Source organism: uncultured Kriegella sp. (assembly GCF_963975415.1).
In the GTDB taxonomy this organism is placed as follows: Bacteria; Bacteroidota; Bacteroidia; order Flavobacteriales; family Flavobacteriaceae; genus Kriegella.
This window is the reverse complement of record NZ_CAXBGN010000002.1, coordinates 85,898-107,304: the sequence shown is the minus strand read 5'-3', so window position 1 is coordinate 107,304 and position 21,407 is coordinate 85,898. Positions and strand designations below refer to the sequence as shown.

Annotated in this window: 15 protein-coding genes; 3 read left to right on the top strand and 12 right to left on the bottom strand. The window is 40.6% G+C overall.

The features are described from left to right. The first annotated feature begins 37 nt into the window (after window positions 1-37). From AACZ88_RS04265 to AACZ88_RS04255, 3 genes are all read left to right on the top strand, one after another. Window positions 38-889 carry a helix-turn-helix domain-containing protein gene (locus tag AACZ88_RS04265; RefSeq protein ID WP_339706706.1) on the top strand — a complete coding sequence of 284 codons (852 nt, stop codon included), beginning with the start codon at window positions 38-40 and terminating at the stop codon, window positions 887-889. Between the two features lie 545 nt (window positions 890-1,434). Then, window positions 1,435-2,574 carry a hypothetical protein gene (locus AACZ88_RS04260; RefSeq protein WP_339706703.1) on the top strand — a complete coding sequence of 380 codons (1,140 nt, stop codon included), beginning with the start codon at window positions 1,435-1,437 and terminating at the stop codon, window positions 2,572-2,574. A 304-nt stretch (window positions 2,575-2,878) separates the two neighbouring features. Next, a complete protein-coding gene (locus AACZ88_RS04255) occupies window positions 2,879-3,460 on the top strand; it encodes a peroxiredoxin family protein (protein WP_339706700.1) in 582 nt (193 codons plus the stop codon). A gap of 105 nt (window positions 3,461-3,565) precedes the next feature. On the opposite strand, the gene AACZ88_RS04250 is transcribed toward AACZ88_RS04255, so the two are convergent. From AACZ88_RS04250 to AACZ88_RS04195, 12 genes are all read right to left on the bottom strand, one after another. Next, the gene (locus tag AACZ88_RS04250; RefSeq protein WP_339706697.1) at window positions 3,566-4,651 is read right to left on the bottom strand and encodes an amidohydrolase family protein; all 1,086 of its coding nucleotides are present in this window, start codon (window positions 4,649-4,651) and stop codon (window positions 3,566-3,568) included. A 175-nt stretch (window positions 4,652-4,826) separates the two neighbouring features. Next, window positions 4,827-6,095, bottom strand: a complete 1,269-nt coding sequence (locus AACZ88_RS04245; RefSeq protein ID WP_339706694.1) for a nucleoside permease — start codon at window positions 6,093-6,095, stop codon at window positions 4,827-4,829. A gap of 57 nt (window positions 6,096-6,152) precedes the next feature. After that, a complete protein-coding gene (locus AACZ88_RS04240; protein ID WP_339706691.1) occupies window positions 6,153-6,767 on the bottom strand; it encodes a DUF1080 domain-containing protein in 615 nt (204 codons plus the stop codon). 18 nt (window positions 6,768-6,785) lie between these two features. After that, window positions 6,786-7,559 carry a DUF1080 domain-containing protein gene (locus AACZ88_RS04235; protein WP_339706688.1) on the bottom strand — a complete coding sequence of 258 codons (774 nt, stop codon included), beginning with the start codon at window positions 7,557-7,559 and terminating at the stop codon, window positions 6,786-6,788. 33 nt (window positions 7,560-7,592) lie between these two features. After that, complete coding sequence (locus tag AACZ88_RS04230; RefSeq protein ID WP_339706686.1) at window positions 7,593-8,561, bottom strand: sugar phosphate isomerase/epimerase family protein; 969 nt, start codon at window positions 8,559-8,561, stop codon at window positions 7,593-7,595. Between the two features lie 37 nt (window positions 8,562-8,598). Then, complete coding sequence (locus AACZ88_RS04225; RefSeq protein ID WP_339706683.1) at window positions 8,599-9,909, bottom strand: Gfo/Idh/MocA family oxidoreductase; 1,311 nt, start codon at window positions 9,907-9,909, stop codon at window positions 8,599-8,601. A 5-nt stretch (window positions 9,910-9,914) separates the two neighbouring features. Beyond that, the gene (locus tag AACZ88_RS04220) at window positions 9,915-11,486 is read right to left on the bottom strand and encodes a RagB/SusD family nutrient uptake outer membrane protein (protein WP_339706680.1); all 1,572 of its coding nucleotides are present in this window, start codon (window positions 11,484-11,486) and stop codon (window positions 9,915-9,917) included. A 9-nt stretch (window positions 11,487-11,495) separates the two neighbouring features. Beyond that, a complete protein-coding gene (locus AACZ88_RS04215) occupies window positions 11,496-14,906 on the bottom strand; it encodes a TonB-dependent receptor (protein WP_339706677.1) in 3,411 nt (1,136 codons plus the stop codon). A 162-nt stretch (window positions 14,907-15,068) separates the two neighbouring features. Next, window positions 15,069-16,232, bottom strand: a complete 1,164-nt coding sequence (locus tag AACZ88_RS04210) for a FecR family protein (RefSeq protein ID WP_339706674.1) — start codon at window positions 16,230-16,232, stop codon at window positions 15,069-15,071. Window positions 16,233-16,347: 115 nt separating this feature from the next. After that, window positions 16,348-16,872, bottom strand: coding sequence for a sigma-70 family RNA polymerase sigma factor (locus AACZ88_RS04205; RefSeq protein WP_339706671.1), 525 nt, complete (start codon window positions 16,870-16,872; stop codon window positions 16,348-16,350). Window positions 16,873-17,613: 741 nt separating this feature from the next. Beyond that, window positions 17,614-20,217, bottom strand: coding sequence for a sodium/solute symporter (locus AACZ88_RS04200; RefSeq protein ID WP_339706668.1), 2,604 nt, complete (start codon window positions 20,215-20,217; stop codon window positions 17,614-17,616). 51 nt (window positions 20,218-20,268) lie between these two features. Then, window positions 20,269-21,402, bottom strand: a complete 1,134-nt coding sequence (locus AACZ88_RS04195) for a sialidase family protein (protein ID WP_339706665.1) — start codon at window positions 21,400-21,402, stop codon at window positions 20,269-20,271. Window positions 21,403-21,407 lie beyond the last annotated feature (5 nt).

Here is a 21,407-nt window from a genome sequence, read left to right as displayed (position 1 = left end):
CTTCCTATATTTGGATAAATGCCTATCATTTTCCTATATGCTGAAACATTTCGATGAAAAAAGAGAAGATTTAACTCCGTACGGTCTTACGTGTGAAGTATGGCGTCCCAATGTTATGAGAAGACCAGACAGGCATAATGAGATAGAAATTAATTATTTGCCCGGTGGATCCATTACCTATCTTATCCATGATAGAAAGATACATGTCGCCAAAGGTGGGTTAGTAATTTTTTGGGCATTGCTTCCGCATCAAATTGTTGAGTATAATGGCGATTCACCTTATTTTGTAATTACCATACCATTTACATTGATATCGCAATGGAATATGCCCAAACCATTTTTGGATATACTTTTCAAAGGTCAGGTACAACTTTTTGAAACTGTTCAAAATACTCAGAAAACAAAAGACATGTTTCAACAATGGGCGTTAGATTTGGATAGCAAAAAAGACTATCTAAATGAGGTCTGTACCCTTGAAATACAAGCTTATTTAAAACGCCTGATGCAGCAACAGCCAAGGATCAATGCGTCAAAGCTCAAAATGGAAATGTCAACCATGAACCTCGTCGAGAAAATGGCTATTTTCATTGCACAAAATTTTACAAATCCAATTAAGGTGACCGATGTAGCATTTGCTGTAGGGATACACCCTGATTATGCCAATTCCATTTTTAAACAAACCTTTGACGAATCTTTATCGAGATACCTAATTCAGCAGCGGGTATTGTATGCGCAAAGAAAACTTTCCATAACAATAGACCCGATTACCTCTATTGCGTACGAAGCCGGTTTCAACTCCATTAGCCGATTTAATGCCAGTTTTCGGAAATTTGCAGGTATGACACCTAGGGCGTATCGAAAAATGTTCCAGACGAGCCCCATAAAGTAAACGTTCGTTGTAACTTCATTTTCTATCAGGATTTATTTATTCAGCTATATTTTATTCAAAAGAACAGTTTAGGAAGCCAGTTTCTTCAATGTTCGAGGTATACGGTAACATTAAACAAAAGTTTGGGGTTTAGTAAATAAGGTTTTCTTCAATAGGAAACAGTCCATGGGAAGGCCTTTTCGTATCACTTAGAAAATCGGGTCGTGTTAAAGTGACGATATATTCGAGGTGTTGAAGCATAAAAAAGATGTTTTTTAGGTCTTGATGTTTCGGTAGTTTGGGAAAGCTATGTTGTTAAAGTGCTTTAAAAACGGAGTCTAATTTTTTAATCCAATGAAAATACGTAGTAAGTTCATTCTGAAGGGGTAATGCGAAACGCCCCTGCGGTTTGTCTTTGTTATTTATGTTGGGTTCCCGTGAAACAATAACTTGCAATTATCGGCATGTTCTATGTACCTGATAGTACGGAAAAAAACAGGAAAGTCGGAGCTGTTTGAACATTAAGCTAGAAATGATTACTTTTCAAAAAAAATATAGGATCGACCATGATAAAAAAAACACCGCTTGCCGTATTGTCAATTATAACTTTTCTGGGGTTTTCATATAACGCAATGGCCCAAGAGGCGCATGATGACCATACACATCATTCGCATGAGCATGCCGGCATAGTTCATAATCACGAGCATGGCCCAATGCCATCTGATCACGTGGGTGGTCTGGCAAAACTGGTAACTGGCCAAGGAGAGTTTATTTTTTCCTTTGACCAAGAATTAACTGATGCCTTCCCCAAAGATGCCCATGAATTTGAACCAAAAATGCATGGTGGTTTTAACGAAGACCCAGAAACAGGAATCGTTTACACCGGAATTCCCGGGTATGGGCTTTGCTCGATCAGTCCTGATCTTAAAAAATGGAACATCATTGGTACTGATGAGCGCTTAAAGGATAATATTCACGGAATTGTTTTCTTTGTTCATAAGGGCGTAAAACACCTTGCCGTAGCACAAGAGGGGAAAAGGGTGCTCGTATTGACCTTAGATGGAACAATTGTAAGCGAAATCTTGAAGCCTACCGGAAACGAGTTCAAATTTGCCCCTGCCAATGAATTCTTTTCATCTGAGGATAGCAATTTTGGCGTAACGGATGTAACCTATCTGAAAGGTACACTATATGTCGCCCATGGTTACTCCGCAGGCGATTTCGTGATGACGATAAAAGAAAAAAATGGTGTTTGGAGTTGGGGGAAGCTTGCGTGGGGAGGAAAGGGAGATAATCCCGGTCAATTTCAGACAGCGCATGGGGTATATGCCCATGATAATCACATACTCGTGGCCAATCGTGCAGCAGGTCAGGTTGTGAAATTCACGAAAAAAGGCAAGTTCGTGGAAACCTTTAATGATATTCCCGAAGGAAGCCTGGTTTGTAACGTCTCCTATAAAACGGAGCATTTCTTCTTGAATGCATTGAGTGCAATCGGTGAACAGAAATCGGCCCCTATCTACGTTCATACTGGCGAAAAGCTAGTATCGACTGTAATTCCCGGAGATCTTGATATTCCGGTCTTAACCAATATCCATCAGGTATGGCCCCATTTTGTAGAAGGCCAAAATGGATCAAAGCAGTTATACTTGCTCGTTCATGGATGGAATAAAGGCAAATTTGCCGTCTTAAAGCTAGAGAAATAGGTACATTTTTTGTTCCCTGTATTTGGAAATTTTTGAACCGGTTTTTAATGGGCCTGAAGCGTAAAATATCGTCATATTCTTGGCGGATGACCATGGTATTGGCTACCACTTTTTTTTGATCTGGTTTTTATTTAGGGGTGTTTTCGGAAGGCATTTCATCTTTAAAATCTTAACGGATTAATAAATGATGTTCAAGTTTTAGTTCAAAGTCCTGAAATGCCACTGTTTTTTTGCCGTCCTCGGGAACGATGATTTTCTCACCATTAAATAGCAATTGATAAAATAATTTTTTAAAACATATTGAATGGGTGGTCTACAAGAATTTCAGAAATTGGTAATTGCCAATGCATCTCAAGTAAAAGGGCTTGCGGTAGGGGATAGGGCGCCTAATTTTATCCTGCCAAATGCTTTTGGTAAGCCAATATCACTTTATGATGTGTTGAAGAACGATATTGTTATTCTAAAATTCTACCGTGGTGAATGGTGTCCTATTTGCAATCTAGACCTTATGGCTGTGCAAAAGCACCTGCCCAAAATAACTGCTTTCGGTGCTAGACTTATCGCAATCAGTCCGCAAAAGCCGGAGAATGCACTGACCACTGTTCAGAAAAATAATTTGGGCTTTGAGGTGCTTAGCGACTCAAACCAAGAGGTGATCAATGCTTACAATTTACAGTTCGACCCGGGAGAAGATTATCACCAACGCCGTGATTTAAGCCTGTTAAATGGTGACGGTTCAAAAAATCTACCCGTTCCTGCTACCTTTATAATTAATAAAGCTGGAATTATTGAAGCCTGTCATGTCGAGGCAAATTACACAGAAAGGATGTCTCCTAAGCAAATCTTGAATGCGCTGAAAGAAATGACCGGCAAAACTTCTAATTAGGTTCGGCCTAAGTTTTGATTTCGAGAATTGAAGCCCGTGTGCACAGTCATGTATTGGTTTTTTGAGATTCATTTTCTCTTTCATGTTGACGAAATAGGAGCTTGATCATATATCTTCATCACTAAACATCCCTAACCAATTTTTAGCATTTTTTGAGAAGATTTTATCCACCGCTTCCTTCGGAAGCTTCAATCCGTTGAATTCTCCATTTACGCGCTCGCTTGTCATCTTATCATCCGTTACAAAAAAACGCCAATCTTGAAGCCATCTTTCATGGGTGTCCTTTTGCATTTCAGCAACTTCGTCTTCGCCATCATCAGCTTTATCGGTTGCATATAGAATGCGGTCTTGATAAGTTATAAAAAAATTACGCACTTTTTCACGTTCTTCGATTGTCTGGTAAAAAACCTGCCCCATTCTAGCCGCGAGATCCACGCACATGTTCGGAAATTTGTCCAAACGTTTTGCCAATTTGTCGGTGTCCCATTCTAAACTTCCCATGTGAGCACCCATAAATATAAGGTCGGGGTGTTTTTCAAGCATGCGGTCGCGGGCGGCAATCTGGTCTTCATATGAGGGTAGTTCGGGGTGTTTGTACATATGGTACTGCGGGTGTTCTTCAAAGTATTCCTTGTCATTGTTTACGGTCATCTCATCTAATGGGAGCCAACAGTTCTTAGGTTCCCCTAGGTGTCCTAATAGGGGTATTTCCCTTTTGGTCAAATAATTGAAAATAGTATCGAACTTCGGATTATCGATCATGATCAGTTCGTTGTTCTTATCTCGGAATTCCATGCCGATATTCTTCCAAACCTTAATGGCAATCGCTCCTTCTGAAAAACATTGCTCCAACCAGGTGATTGTATTTTTGGTAAAGTCAGGATTGTCCCAATCATCCATCGAAAAAGCGGTGGCTACTTCGATATTTTCAGGGTTTTTATTTTTTTGGTCCATGCAGTGGTCATATTGTTCTTTGACGAATTCATCGCCTTTGGAAAGATCGACGACAATATTCAGCAATCTGAAATTATCTTCTTTCGCTAGATCTACAAAATCGGTGCGGTCTGTCCATACGTGGGTGTGCACATCTATCTTTTCAACTTTCGAAAAGTCCTCATAGGTATAATATTCCCCGCCTTCTCCACAAGAAATAACGAGTACTGGAATAAGTAAGCTGCATAGTATTTTCATAGTCTTCAAAATTTAGAATATCTAGGTTGTTTCTATATCCTTCTAGATTCGTGCAGATGGTTTGTATTTTATTTTTTAATGGATTTTTTTCAAAGAAATGCTATGCCTCTGCATAGGATGCTTCCGAGTTATAATGGCCATCTGCTAAGGCCCAAAAGGTTTTTTGTAATGTTCGTCAATTTTTGATATGTTTTATGGTTATGGCCGGTTTATCGTGTTGTGGTTGTTCGTCTTTTTTGTCTTTACTTAACATTGATGCCGACTTTTCCTTAAAAAAGAACATAAAAAGTATCCCTACTGCTAAAGCAATTGTTCCTGGCACCATCCAAATAGATTGCCACATATAGTTCAGTGAACCGTTGATCGTTTGTTGAAAGTTTTCGGTTACCGAACCGGAAACGAACGAACCTACCAGCATACCGACACCATAAGTAGCAAATGTTATCAGACCTTGAGCGGAATTTCGAAAGGCACCTTTGGCTTTCTTATCTATGTAGATCTGGCCCGAGACAAAAAAGAAATCATAACAAATGCCATGAAGTATGATTCCTAAATAAATCATCCAAATTGCGGATTCGACATTTCCAAAGGAAAAAAATAAGTAGCGTGCGGCCCAAGCGAACATGCCTATCAGCATTACTTTTTTGATTCCAAATCGGCTAAGGGCCAATGGCATAAGAAGTAAAAATAGAAATTCCGATACTTGTCCTAAAGTCATTTTACCAGCTGCGTTCTCCATCCCTATGTCGTTAAGAAAAGGGTTGGCGAAGCTGTAGTAGAAGGCTAAGGGAATACAGATAATAACCGAACTGACAAAGAAAACGACAAAAGAGCTATTCTTAAACAGTACGAGGGCATCCAAACCCAAAATAGAAGCAACACTGGCCGTTTTTTTTGTTGGGGGCGTATTCGGCAAAAAGAAGCTTAGAACCCCTAAGACAAGAGAACATCCGGCTGCAATACGAAATGTCATATAGGAAGCCTCGAGTTCCATAAAACCGATCAAGAGTCCGGCAGCTATCCATCCCAATGTTCCAAATACCCGTATGCGCGGGAATTCTTTACCGGGATCTTCCATCTGTGAAAAAGATATCGCATTTGTCAATGACATGGTGGGCATATAGAGTAAAGTATATAAAAGGATCAGCCACCAGAAGTCTCCGAAATTTTTGACCGTACTAACATAATATAGCGTTGCGGCCCCTATGAGGTGTAAGACGGCCAAAACCTTTTGGGCAGAAAAAAAACGATCGGCAATAAGACCTACGAAAAACGGCGAAATAATGGCGGCAATGGAAAGGTTGGCATAAGCTGCACCCACCTGTAAGGCATCGGCTTTCAGATAGGTTAGGAGGTATGTGCCCATAGTTACGTACCAAGCCCCCCAGATAAAGTATTCCATTAGCATTAAAATGGATAAACGTAGCCTGACCGATTTTCTCATGGTAATGGTTTCTTAAGAATAGCATAAGAATAAAGTAAGTTTAACAAAGAACGGGTGCTATTCAATTTCTTGAATTTCAATGTTCTTCCACCTTACTTTGATTCCGCCCCCGCTGTGTATTTGAAGAGCAATGGATCCCCGACCCTCCCCAATTTTTTCATCCTTCAGTTTTACCATTTGTTTTCCGTTCAGCCATGTACTAATGATATCGTCTTTAGCTTCGATTTTCATGTGGTTCCAATTGCTTGGGTCTAGCTGTTTTTCATCAGCAGGGTCAGGTTTAATTACCCACCCCCTTCCACCTTGGGTAGATTCATAAATGCCCCCGGTGTGCTTGTTGGGTGGGGCAACCTCTACTTGCCAACCTCGTATGGTCGTACCATCTTCACCCCCTACGTGCGATCGTATGAACACACCGCTATTGCCATTGGCCTCTAATTTAAAATCAAGGTCTAGAATAAAGTTTTTATAGGGTTTGTTGGTAGAAAGGTAACCGTACTTCGCTTCAGGGCCACTTTCACAAACGAGTTCTTTGTTGTCAACATACCAGTATTCGGTACCGTGTTTGGTCCATCCCGATAAATCTTTGCCATTAAACAAACTTTTGCTTTCTTGAGCAAAGGCAAATCCGAAATACAATGAAAATGATAGAATGAAAATCAGCTGTTTCATAATGGGTGGTTTTATAAATTATTTGAGTTGAGGAGCTGTCTGTTCCGAAGAAGTTACACCAGGCGGCAGTTCGATAACCTTAAAATTTCGGAAATGAATCTCCGCTCCTTCTGATTCAAGGCATAAATAGCCTTTCTTTTGGGTAGATTTTGAGATGCCGTTGACAAATTTACCGTTAACCGAAAGTTTGATGACCCCGTCTATGGCAACGACGTCGTAGGTATTCCATATACCTTTTCCCAAGGCACGGTTTTCTATTGATTTGCTCCTTTCTCCTCTTGGATTATCGGGTATGGTCACAACACCGCCAACGCCCCATACTTCGCCATGGACATAAGCTATGGGCTGCTGGATACCATCCTTTGCGTTGATGTTGATCCAATCGAGTTCGAGCATTTGAATTTCGACCCCGTCGGGTAATTCTTTTCCTTCTTCGGGGTTGCCATTACTCCAGGCAAAAACACCAGAATTTCCGCCCGGTTCCATATGCCTCCACTCTACGTGAAGAATAAAATTTTCATATTGTTTTTCTGATCGTACGACTCCAATCGGGTGGCCTAAATTTACCAACACGCCTTCATTATTGACTGTCCAGCCTTTTTTGACGGTATTGACATTTATCCATTTGATCTTGGAGTCCTCTTCCGAACTAGTCTTTAAGGCGTTTTCCAGAGTAGTAGATGTACCGAACTCGAACTCGAAGGGCTCGTGCTGGGCGTTACAAAAATTGTGTGTAGCAATTATGAATAATATGAATACATTTAAAACAAGACTCTTTTTTAATTTTTTCATTTTCAGATAAGTTAATTAGATGAAAGTACTAGGTTAAACCTCAAATGCTTTCCGCAACATGGCATAGCTTTTTGGAACTGCGGTTTCGGCGTCTTCATTGCCTTCCATTTCCAATGAAACATAACCTGTGAAATTAGCATCGCGCATAATTCTGGCAATCCGATCATAGTCTAGGTCTAAATCATAATATTTGCCGCCACCATAATAGGTTTTTGCCTGAATAATATCGGCATATCCAATCAATCTTTCAAACTGTGGATATGGCTCTCCGACATAATTTCCAGTATCAAGGTTTAATCCCATTGCCGGTGAAGAAGCCAAGGTTTTGTATATCTCTTCGAGGTAATCGATATTCGATGAAAGTCCCCAATGGTTCTCTAGGCAAAGTGTAATCCCTTCTTTTTCAGCTTCCTTCAGGCACTCTTGCATGCTGTCAATTACCCATTTTATGGCATCTTGGTCGGTATAGCCCTCGATTGGTTTTTGAATACCAGTCTGATAATAGTCAGGAGCTCTTTTCCCTTTCCAGCTGCCCGTATTCATGCGTATGGCGGGTATGCCCATCTGTACGGCAAGTTTGATGCATTTTATGGTATGTTCTACATGCTCTTTTCGTTTGTTCGCATCGGGTTCTACAAAGTTTTGATGGATGGATAGAAATGGAAGTGCCAGCCCCCTTTCAAAAGCCATTCTTTTCAATTTGTTCATGTAGGGCACCGTTTCGTTCTCCATTTGGCGGTGAAGGATTTCTACCCCATCAAACCCAATTTGGGAAGCGTTTTCGATAACCTTTTCGATAGGATACTTTTTTGGTTTAAAATGCCAATAGGAGTAGGTAGATACGATGAGCCTTATGGGCCGATTATCATAGCTATGGTTCTTTTTTTTTTCATCCGTACCGGCCATAACTAACGAAGGGGCCATCGAAGCGGCGCTTAACAGCCCCGCATTTTTTAACCAGTTTCTTCTTGATGAGCGGACTTCACTTTTTATTTGAGGCATAGAAATTATTTTTTTTACGGTTATAGCTTAAACTTTTTTATCCTAGCACCTTAGTAATTCCGGGAACCGCAATTTCGGGTCCTTTAAATTCTAAATCCCAATTAAAATCATTAGGACCCAGGCTTCTGGTTGAATTCATGGCTTCATCCCAAGTTATGGTCTGGCCACTATAGGCGGCCATTCTGCTCATGATACCGAATAATGAACTGTTAGCGGCCATTTCACCGTCATTGATTCCTTTTCCTTCTCGAATTGAGTTGAAAAGGGCGTCATGTTCGGCTTGGTACATGTCGTTTCCTTCCCCTCGATAGCGCCAAGGGTTTTTACCCGTTATTTCGTGCCGGTTGCCGCCGTAATGAGCATTCCCTTCGGTACCCATTATATCAATGGAGTTTTGGGATGAACCCCCATTTTGCTGTCGTGTAAAGGCGTAACCCTTGACCCCGTTGTCATAGTCGTATTCTAGCGCGAAATGATCGTAAATATTACCATATTTTTTATCGGTTCTCCATTGTCTTCCCCCGGTCCCGGTAGCTTTTAAGGGCATCTTACCACCCATGGCCCAAGTCATCATATCGAGACTATGTACGAACATCTCTACAATAAAATCTCCAGAAAGCCAATTGTAATAATACCAGTTGCGCATATGGTATTGCATATCGTTCCAGTCCGGCTGTTTTTCTTTGTACCAGAGCTCCCCTCCGTTTCGGGTAACGGAAATCGATTTGATATCCCCTATTTCCCCGGCCAAGACTTTTCCGTAAAGCGCCTGCTTTGGAAGGTCATACCGAAAACAGAATCCCGATACGATCGATAGGTTCTTTTCTTTCGCCTTTTTGGTCGCTGCTAAAACCTTACGAACTCCGGGTGCATCGACAGCGACAGGCTTTTCATAAAAAACATGTTTGCCGGCATCAATAGCAGCGGCAAGGTGGTTCGGTCGAAACCCCGGAGGGCAAGCCAACACTACCACATCGACTCCCGAATCGATTAGTTTTTGGTATGCGTCGAACCCAATGAACTGCCTTTCTTTTTCTACCTGCACCTTTTGACCGTGCGTTTTTTTAAGCACCTCCAAAGAACTCTTTAGTCGGTCTTCGAAGATATCTGCCATAGCATATAGTACGGTGTCGGGGTCTGCCGATATCGCCTGGGCAGCGGCTCCTGTGCCACGGCCACCGCAACCCACAAGCCCAACTTTTAAAACGCTTTTGGAACTGGACACTAGAGGAGTAGCAAAACCCATGTTCAAAGTTGTTGCGCTGAACAAGGTAGCGGCTCCCGCTTTCTTTATAAAAGCTCGTCGATCTTCTGTTTCCTTTTGAGTAATAAAATTTTCCTTAGCCATAATTTCTAATTTGTATACCCCTGATTCTGGGTAATTACGTCGTTAATATCCATTTCTGCTTGGGGAACGGGCCAGCAATAGTCCCTATTTTCATTGAAAGTAGCAACCCTTCCATAGTCTAAAATCACCCATTGCCCTGATTCATTCTTGTAATGCATTCCTTGAACCAGTCCGGCTTTTACCTCACCGATTTGCCAACGATTAATATCAAATAAACGCAAACCCTCAAAGGCCAATTCCCGAGCTCGCTCATCCCTGACAATTTCTCTTAATTCCGCTTGAGACTTTCCTTCGGTAATTTCAGGCATGTCGACCGTTGGTCTTTGTCTGATTGCGTTTATTGCGGCGTATACCGAAGTATCTATCTCGTTCAATTCTATTTTAGACTCGGCATACATCAGTAAAACATCAGCGTAGCGCATCAAAATCATATTTATGTCGCCAAGATTTGAATTGGCGGCAAAAGATTCATAGTCTACCCACTTCTTTAAATTGTACCCATTAACCGTAGCAAATTCAGAACTATTTGTTTTATCGGGGGTAGTACTAGTTGGCCAAGAATTATAGGTGTCGGTTCCAATCGGTTGCCCTGTATAATAGACAATATAATTCCATCTTGGATCTATGTTCTCAAATGGGTCATCGGGATTTATAGGTCCTGTATATTCATACTTTTCAAAAAGACCGTTCATCGGCTCCACGCCAGAGCCTCCTCCCAAAGAAGCGGCGGAATATCCAAATGCATTGTACGTATTACCACCAACTGTGAACTGTCTGTCAAAAATCACTTCTTGCGAATTTTGTCCCACTACTTGAAACAATTCTTCATAATTTGGATAAAGTCCATAAATATTCAAATCCATTACTGCCTTGGCAGCGTCGCGTGCAACCGTAAAATTGCTATTTCTGATTGCCACTCTGGCTTTTAAGGTCAAGGCGGCTCCCTGAGTAACCCTGCCTACATCATCTGCCGAATAGCTTAAGGGCAAGGCATTTGAATTTATAATGTCATCAAGTTCATCGATAACATAGCTGACAATCTCTTCCTTGGAATTTGTAGGGCGTTGATCATTAATATCAAGAACCTCGGTTATTAAAGGCACATTGCACCATAAACTTGAAAGTTGCGTATAGTAATAAGCTCTAAGAAACCGGGCTTCTGCCGTTATTCTTGCAATCATATCTTGATCACCACCTACTACTTTATCGATATTTGCAATAACATCGTTAGCCTTTCGGATGCCTATATAATATCTATTCCAAATACCGGTAATGGTGCCGTTGGAAGGATCGATTTCACCAAAACGGACATCATTAAAGGTAGGAACATTTGAATAAGAGTGATAGCCAATATCAGTAACACCATCTAGTGCCATGACCATTTGAGTGCCATCCAATTCTGCGTATACCGCATTAACTGCCAATTCTGCATCTTCTACGGTAGACCAATAGGTGGTTTCCGAAACTGCGCCGGTCGGTTCTATGTCGAGACCTTCATCAAATCCTTCGCTACATCCTGATAAGAAGGCTACAGCAGCGAAGAATAATATGCCTTTTATATTATTATATCTTTTCATAATTTTTTTTTAAAATACGATGTTTAAACCTAAACTCATAGTCTTCGTTTGTGGAAAGAACTGACTTCTACCTCTAGGGGTTTCCGGATCAAAAAGTTTCTGGGCGGAAAAAGTCATCATATTTTCTCCGGAAACATAAATTCTGAAGTTTGAAAAAACATCCTGATCTATAGTATATCCTATTTGGAAATTTTTTAGTCTGATGTACTTGGTGTCTATCAACCAGAAACTCGATTTTACAATATCCCAATTGTTGCCAGCTCTCGCTATCGGCCACGTTCCATTAGGATTTGTAACTGGGTCATAAGCGTTATCTGTCATTTCTTTAGGTATAAAGTTCTGATAAGCGGGTCCTTCTACCAATGCACCATCCAACGTATGATATTGTTTTCCCACACCTTGCCAAAACATAGAAAAGTCAAAGCCTTTATAGGAAGCATTGGCCCTAATACCAAATTCATATCTCGGATCTTCATTTCCGATAATAATCTGGTCTCCTCCAGGAGCGAGGGATTGCGATATGACCCCGTCATTATTCACATCTTTGTAAATAATGTTACCTATTCCTGCAAGGGAACTTAAACGTGCGGGATACTGATCCAAATCGGCTTGGGTACGGTAAAGACCTGGTGAGTCTAACCCTCTTAACGTGTTAATGGAGTAACCCTCTTGCCATACCGTAAAGCCATCAGGGAAGTAAGGACCTGCCCCGTTCAAATCTTCGATTTTATTGATTACATCGGTAAAGTTTGCACCTATTGAGTAATTGAAGCCATTTTCCTTATATGCCCCATGGTAAGTTAAGCTAAGTTCGTAACCGTTGTTCGAGACCGCCGCTGCATTTTGAACAGGAGCCTCAACCCCAATTGTGCTGGAAATTGGTAATTGCAGTAAAATATCATCTGTATATTTCCAGAAATACTCTGCTACAAATTCCAATCTATCTTGCATAAAAGAGACATCAAGACCGATATTTGTAATTGTTGCCGTTTCCCAAGTAATATCTGGATTTCCGGCCTGGGTTACCGCTGATCCGGAAACGGGGGTGCCGCCAAATTGATAACCTTCGTTCAGGTTATATGTATTTCTAAATTTATTGAGTCCGATATTCTGATTTCCCAATTGGCCCCAAGACCCTCTTAATTTAAGATTACTAAGGAACGTGCCATCGGAAAATTTTTCCATAAACGGCTCATTGGAGATGTTCCAACCGGCAGAAACCGAAGGAAAGAAGCCATATCTATTGCCGTCTCCAAACCTTGACGAACCGTCAATTCTTAAATTAGCTTGTATCAGATACCGATCATCAAACGAATAATTTAGCCTGCCAAAAAAGGAACGAAGGCGCCATTCTTCCCGATAACCACTTATCTGCTGATTATCGGCTCCTCCCGCATTCAAATCTCTAAGGTCATTGTTGAAGAAACCTTGCCTGGTAGCCGAAACGTTTTTGTAATTGTAGTGAATCTCCTCATACCCCAATAGCGCTCCAAGGTCGTGAGAACCAAAACTCTTGTTGTAATCCAAATATAATCTTTGGCTCAATTCCTTTTCAGTAATGGTGGCTTCGGTCAAACTATTTGTTGCAAACCACCCCGATACCGTAACAGGCTCACCGGTAAGATAATTTTTCATGCCGGCTAGACTATTCATAAAAGTAGACGTGCCCTGATAATTCGATTTATAGGTGACATTTCCTTTAAGGGTCAGTGCATCATTGAAGACATAATCAAATCCTCCTTGTGCCACGATATCGTTCTGAGTTCTGACCGTTTCGCCCTCAGATGCCATCGCAGCTGCATTCCATTGTCCGGAAATCAAGTCATACGTGCCATCGGGATATTCCATTACTACGTTTCTATTCATATGAAGAAGTGCTTGAACAATCTGTTGTCCCGCTACTCCCGAAGAATTTATGGCATGTCCTGGCCCGGTAAAATCTCCGTTTCTGTACATAAGCCCCACCTTAAAGGTCAGCTTATCATTAGCATACAAATCTGCATTGACAAGCATGGTAGTTCTTTTGTTATTGAAGTTCTTAATGACACCATCGGTATCGTTATAATTCAAGGAAGCAAAGATTTTTCCAATATCACCTCCACTAGATATTGAGAAACTTTGCTGGTTCATTAGCGCACCATTTCTAAAGATTCCCTCTTCCCAATTGGCAAAAGGATATTGTAAAGGGTTGGTGCCGGCAAGTACATTTGCAATATATTCTTCGGAATACGTGGGATTGGCCCCTGCATTTACTTGTGCGGTATTTTCCAACCTCATCCATGCTTCATCATCTGCCTTCTCTGGAAAAAAGCTAGGCTGCTGAAAACCAAATAAAGTGTTGTACGACAGTGTAACCCCAGTCGAAGCTCCTCGCTTTGTGGTCACAAGAATGACTCCATTTGCGGCTCGGGATCCGTAAATAGCGGCAGAAGCAGCATCTTTCAAAACTGAAATTGATTCTATATTCTGGGGTTCGACAGTGCCAAGGGCCTGTTCGATACCATCTACCAAGACCAATGGGTTGGAATTGTTGAGTGTACCTACACCCCGAATTCGTATTTTCGTGTCTTCTACTCCTGGTGCTCCCCCTGAGTTAAAGACTGTCAAACCTGGTACTTGACCTTGCAAGGCATTTGCAGTGCTCGTAACCGGGCGTTGTGTAATTTCATCGGTTGGGATTGTACTAATTGCCCCGGTAACCTTTGCGCGGCTTTGGGTACCGTAACCTACAACTACCACTTCATCCAGCCCCGCTGCATCTTCGTCCAAACTAATAATTATACTCGATTGTCCGTCGACGTTAACTTCTTTGGTCATGAACCCAAGATAAGACACGACCAAGACCGCATCATCGCCCACTTCAAGGGAAAAATTGCCATCAAAATCGGTCTGGGTGCCATTGATGGTTCCTTTTTCAACGATGTTAGCCCCGGGTAACGGTACGTCGTTCGAATCGGTTACCATCCCCGAAATAGCTTGCTGAACTACTTCGAGATCTGTATTTGACGTTTCATCTTTAATTGATGACGCGTCTTTACCCGATTTAGATGGCAATTCGGTATCGTTAAGCTTGAGAATTACCTGCTTTTTGCGCAGCGTGTAATATATGGCAGTACCCTCGAACAATATGTCCAATACTTCCGTTACTGGTTTTTCGGTAACTTTTACCGAAACCAGCCTTTCGGAGTCGATTTTTTTATTGTTGTAAAAGAATTTTAGGTCTGTAAGGGATTCGATCCTTTCCAGTACTTTTTTCATTTCTACCCTTTCAAGATTTAGGGTCAACTTGTCTTTTTGGGAATAAACATTCGCTTCAACATAGAAGACGGAAATTATCAGAAGAAGCGCGGTTAATTTCAAAGACAGCCTAAGATTTAGCGAACAAGGCTTCGAAAAGCCCTTTCTTTCACTTTTTTCCATATTTTTGTGTAGTTTTATTGGTTGACCAATACGCGTCGATTATCATGAATCGGGAAATGGTGCAACATTTTCCGATTTTTTTGTTCTTTGACGGTCGACAAATTTTTGTTCGTTCGATTTAATATTAAATAGGGGTGTCACTCCATAGGCAGTTGTTTTATATTAGTTTATATTCAGTTCATTTATAATAATAGCGTTGCCCTCGAATTTATAATCGAAGGGAGTTTCTTCAGAAAATAGTTGTAAGGCCTCTTCGATGGTTTCTACATCGAAAGTAGCGGTAAATACTTCCTTGTTCAGGGTTTCATAGTTATTATCAATGGTTACTTTGTAATGACGTTCTAATTTTGGCACTATATTTTTAAAAGACATCTCTTTTAATACCAGCTTCCCATTGACCCAACCTGTATAGATATTAGTATCGACTTGTTCAACTTCTATTTTTTCATGAAATTTATCCCAAGCGGCTTTGTGCCCTGGCTCAAGCACATTGGCGTTTTTGGGATCATAATCATCTTGTGAGTTGTAAAGACTGACCGAACCTTCGACCAAAACGGTGTTTATGTCACGATCTTCAGGATATGCAGAAATATTAAACTTGGTGCCCAATACCCTGACATCCATAGTGCCATTGGTGACTATAAAGGGATGGGCGCTGTCTTTGGCTACATCAAAATAGCCTTCACCAATTAAAAAGACTTGACGTTTGCGGTGTTCGATAAAATTCACTGGATATTTCAGCGATGAGCCCGCATTTAGATGGACAATCGTGCTATCTGATAAGATAACACTGAACCTTTTGCCGTAAGGCACCGTAAGCGTATTGTAGACCAATTTTGTAGATTTGGGATGGTCTGAATAATCGATTTGATTTCCGATTTGTCTGCCCAGCACCCGACCTCTCGAATCAACAATGTTCTGCTGGCTCTCAGACGATATGGTGCGTATCTCTCCGTTCTCTAGTTTAAGGGTAATAGCATCCGTAGTTTTAGCGGCTTCATTATCGAAAAAGTTGAAATAATGGTATCCATAGCCTAATCCGATGAGTCCAATGCAAATTGCTGCATATTTGAGCACCGATTTGAACCGAGAAGCTTGGCGTCTCTTAAACCTGATTTTCTTAACTCTTTTTTGAACTTGCTGCCATTGCTTGTTATCATCAATATCTTTGATGGTATGAATTTCCTTGAGATTGCTCGCTTTTTGTAAGCGAAAATATAGTGACTTGTTTTCTTCGGATTCTTTTAGCCATTGGTCAAGATATCGCTGCTCTTGGCTAGAGAGGCTACCAGCTAATTTTTTTGCTATAATCTTTGCTATATCCATAGCTCGTTGTGTAAGCTTAAGGGCCGTTTGGGAGACCTGTTCGAATATAAGTGTCGAAAAAGTAAAATAGGGTGATGTCTAGGATGCTAAAAATTTAAATTAATTTCAAAGGGAGTTAAATATTCTCAAAGAATAGCAAGAATATATATGTATTTTTCAAGTTTTTTCTTAAAATACTATAAGCCTTTTTCATTTGTGTTTTTACCGTGTTTATCGAGATTCCCAATGAAATTGCCGCAGTTTGGTATTTTTGGCCATCTAGGGCACAAATTATGAACACATTTTTACACTGCGTGGGCAATTTTGCAATTGCACTATGAAGTTTTGGTCCTAAGTCAAGCTCTGATCTACTGTCTTCCTCCGAAGAAACTATAGTAATCCCATTAGTGTCGTCTATCGGAATGAATTTTCTGGAAAGTCTTACTTGTTGAAGGCTTGAATATTTGACCGATTTCCAGATATACCCTTTAAGATTGGTTATTTGATGGGAGTCTTCATTGGCCATTATCTTGACAAAAACATCTTGAACTATATCTTCCGCAAACGCTATAGAAGATACATAACTATAAGAGAGCAGACAAAACTCTCTATAGTGTTTCTTAAAGACAAGCTCAATATTTTGTTGCAGATTTTTGGTCATTCTGTTTCCTGCAATTATGTAGTTCTAATATTGGAATATCAACACTTCTTCATTAGAACAAGATTTTGTTGTTGCGTTATAATATCAATGTATCATTATTATATACTTAAGGATATCAGCATGTTATAAATTTAAGAGGTTTAGCTGCTAAATTCCAAATCAGGGCTTCGAAATCTATCGATTTCCTATAAAAATAGTGAGATTAATACTAATAAGGGATTAAATTGAATGAAATATAAAACATGAGTGCTTTTAAGGTGTAATTCGTTTTTGCTGGCTAAGGCTACAGGGTCCTCCGAAGGTCTGAAAAATCGGAAGAAAATATAAAGTTGAAAGAATGGCGGAATTTTTTTGAAAGCTTTTGTTTGAACTGTCGGTAAACAAATCAAGTCTTTACGTCCCGTGGTTAATTTCTAAATAGGGCGGTTTAATCCAACCTTGCTCGATGTTATTATGGAAATTGTTGAAATTTCGTATTTTTTAAAGGAGAACAATTGTATTGGGAATGTTTCGAGCAAAATCCCATTGAGAGTTAAAATTGTCAGATTCGCTATTTTAACGGCCTAGTGCAAGATTCTATGATAAAATCAAGGAATGCCATTTTTTTAAATGTTCTTTCGGAAAGCAGGTAAACTGTTGAACGTGTTTTAATGATTAAAACTCTTCCCTGCATTGTGTGTAAATCATTGAAAATAAATTAAGAATCTTGATAAAAATATTCTAGCGAAGGAGTTATATCAGTTATTTTTTATCCTTAATAATCAGACTAAAGACATACCCAAGAGCAAAACAGGAAACTACTCCGAAAAAAGCGTACATCAAAAAGCTGATATTGGTAAAGACACTGATATACCAAATTAATAAAGCACTGGCTGCCAGTCCGACTAAGGTTCCCTTGGCATTGGCTTTTTTGGTCAACATGCCTAAAAGGAACATACCTCCGAGCCCTCCGGTAAACAAACCGAGAAATTTGTAGAATTCATCCCAAAGGGATTTGATATTGGAGTTGGCCATCCAGAGCGCCAATAATACCCCGGCAATTCCAGTTAGTATGGTGGCGACCCTAGCAATTTTCAACAATTCATGATCTGGTGTTTTTGGTTTAAAATGTTGATGGAAATCATTGCAATAGGCGGTTGAAACGGAATTCAAGCTACTGCTGATGCTTGACATGGCAGCCGAAAAAATACCGGCGACCAATAGACCGGAAACCCCAATGGGCAATTCCCTCACAATATACCACGGAAAGATAGAATCATTATTTGAAATCGCAGGAGATAGCGCATTGGGCATTTCTGAATAGAAAATGAACAACAAAGTTCCAAGACCGAAAAAGATGACGGTTGCCGGCAGAGTTAAAACTGCATTGGTGTACAAGGTCTTTTGCGAGTTTTTCAGGTCGGTGCTGGTCAGGTAACGTTGTACGATGGTTTGATCTGTGCCCTGCGTAACCATTGCCGAAGCAAGACCTCCGATGAATACGACCCAAAAGGTTGATTCGGTAAAATCGAGATTCATATTTGCGATGTTAAACTTATCATTTTTGGCAGCGTAGGTAATCATATTGGTAAAAGAAGTTTCTGTATGAAGTATTATCCAGGTTACCGCTAAGATGCTGCCCCCTAAAAGAACGATGACTTGCATCACATCTGTCCAAATTACGGCTTCAATGCCTCCGAAGGTCGTATAGAGAATGCATAGTAGTCCCATAATCAGAATGCTGATTTCAACAGGTATGCCGGTAACAATTGAAATGGCCAAAGAAGGTAATAATAATACAATACCTATTCTTCCCAATTGGAATAAAATAAATGACAAGCTTCCAAAGGCACGAGCCATATAGTTGAAACGATTTTCCAAATATTCATAGGCTGTTCGAATCTTTAGTTTATTGAAAAATGGAATGAATATGAAAGCGATAACGGGGGTTATCAGAATGGCTGTAATGTTTAGAAAGAAGAAAGACCAATCGGTTACAAATGCCTTGGCAGGAATTGCCATAAACGTAATCGCACTTAAAAGCGTGCCAAAAACACTCAATCCCGAGGCCCACCAAGGAATACGGCCGCCACCTACAAAATAATCCTCGGTCGATTTTTGTTTTCGGGCAAAATAGACCCCGATCATTAGGGAAATCGAAAGATAGAGCACCAAAACCGTATAGTTGATAGCACCAAAAGGTTCGGTGGCTTGAGCTATTTTGTATTTACTGACTTTTGGTGTTCTTATGCCGGGAGAAACTTCTCCGGAAACTATTACAAATTCATCGTCTTTTTTAAACGATAGAGCGGTAACAGGGATTTTGTTCGTTAACGTGTCATATACAAACCATTTTTTGGTTATAGTATTGTAGCTCAATATTTCTTTGGAAAATCCTTGATGGGTGTTCAGAATTTCATTTCTTTTTTCTTCTAATTTCTGTACTAGGGAATCGTTTTTCTCCCTTTTCAATTGCAAGGCTAAATTTTCCAGTTGATTAAAAAGTACTTCATCTGAACCGCCGTAGACCATTAAATGCATAGACCCCATGCTTTCGGCCGATGCGGCCATCAAAACCCGTGGCTTCCCGTTTATAATTAGTTTGCCCTCATTTTGCCATAGTCCTTCTTTCAGGTTATAGGATAGGTAATCGGTCAGGGGTTCCGATTTTTTTCCGGTAATTTGATTGCGCCCACCAATCACAAAAATTTTTCTGGAGTCTTTGGTTTCTTGTACGATAATGGAATGCACCGCTCGCGGAGCACCGGGAAAATCGGTTAATTTTTCCCATTCTTTTTTATCATTCAAAGACATTCTGTAAAAGGAGTTTACACTTCTTTCAGAATTTTTACCTCCGACAACATAGATATAGCCATCTTCTACGACCGCCGCAGAATAAGCCAAGGGTTCGGGGAGCGAAGGGTAATCGATAATTTCCGTAGTATCGGTGGAAGGACTGTAACGCAGTAAATAAACTTGGTCGCTGGTTCGGTTTTCGTTCTCGCCACCTACTACCAGAATACCATCGGGAACCGATACGGAAGCACTGTAGGCAAGCTTCGAAGGCAAGGTCTGATGTGATAATTGCCATTTGCCATCATTTAGAATGTATAATTTGTTACTATAGATTTTTTTGCCCCCTTTCCATGGTAAGCCATTCGGGAAGTTGGCGCCGCCACCAACGATAATGGTTTCGTTGTGAACTCCGCCGACCATGCCCGCATAGCCGAAAGCAACCGAATCTTGATTTCTTTTTGGTATTTCGGGAAGTTCGGTTGTATGAAGTTTAGGAGCTTGTTGGCCAAAACCTAGCGAAACGAATAGAATAATTACGGCAATCGTTTTTCTAATTTCTTTTCTATTCATTTACGCAGTATTCAGTGCTGTATTTTTGGTCTTAATGTGGCGTAACAGCGACTATTTTCTTTTCTTAGGTTTCTTGTAACTGTCTTTTTTGTCGGTCAACCATTTTAGTGACAAGCTTGCAAACTCGTTTTTTGTGTATTCATCTTTTTCAAAAAATACGCCGATATCTCCGTTTTTTAAGACGGTCAACGATGAGTAGGCCGAAGGACCTTTATAAATTGTTTTGCCATCGGTCCATGTTTTTCCCTCATCATAGCTAACACGAATCGTCAGATTGGTGCGTCCTTTTGTTGTTTTGGCATTGGAAAATAACAATCGATTCTTTTTAAAGCCATCTTCAATGGCGGTATATCTAATGATACTGGCATTGCAACTTGGGTCGATAAGGGTCGGGTCTGGTTTGGTGACCCAAGTTTTTCCCTCGTCCGTCGATGTGTGAATATAGCGTAGCCCTTTTTTGTTTGCACGAGAATTGATCATCCAACTTCCATCGGCCAATTCGACGATTTTTGATTCATCGGCGGGAGATATTGGGGTGTCGATTAGAAACCAGGTCTTGCCATGGTCATCACTTCCGAATACATGCATACCGCTAGTCAAGTTGGCCATACAGTGCAAGAGCTTTCCCGTACTGGTCTGAATGCCCCTGCCAGAGGTTATGAACTTAAAGTCTTTATGCCATTCGGGTTTGGCAATTTGCGATGTAATGTCTTTTGGTTCGCTCCAAGTTTTTCCATTGTCGGAACTTTTCATCACATGCAGGTAGTAGATGTCCTTTTCTGTATTTAAGTTCATAAAATTATAGAACAAGAAAATTTCTTTGGTAATTTCGTCAACGATCATAGACGGATCGGATGCGGACTGACCTATAGGAAAATCAATGACCGTCTCGATCGGTCCCCAGGTTTTTCCGTTATTGTCGCTTCTGCGGATAACGATGTTTATATCATCACTACCCCTAAGGTCGTTACATGAAGGAACCCTTTCATCGATTGCAGCAATAAGATCGCCATTGGGCGCTGTAACAAGGGCAGGTATTCGGTAACAGGATACCGAATCGTTCATAGATGTATTGAATAGATCCTGATGACTTTTTATTCCCTCTGCCATTTGATATGTAGGGTCTTGAGCGTTTACGGATAAAGCGAAAAACACTATTAAGATGAACAGCGTATTTTTTTTCATTGGTA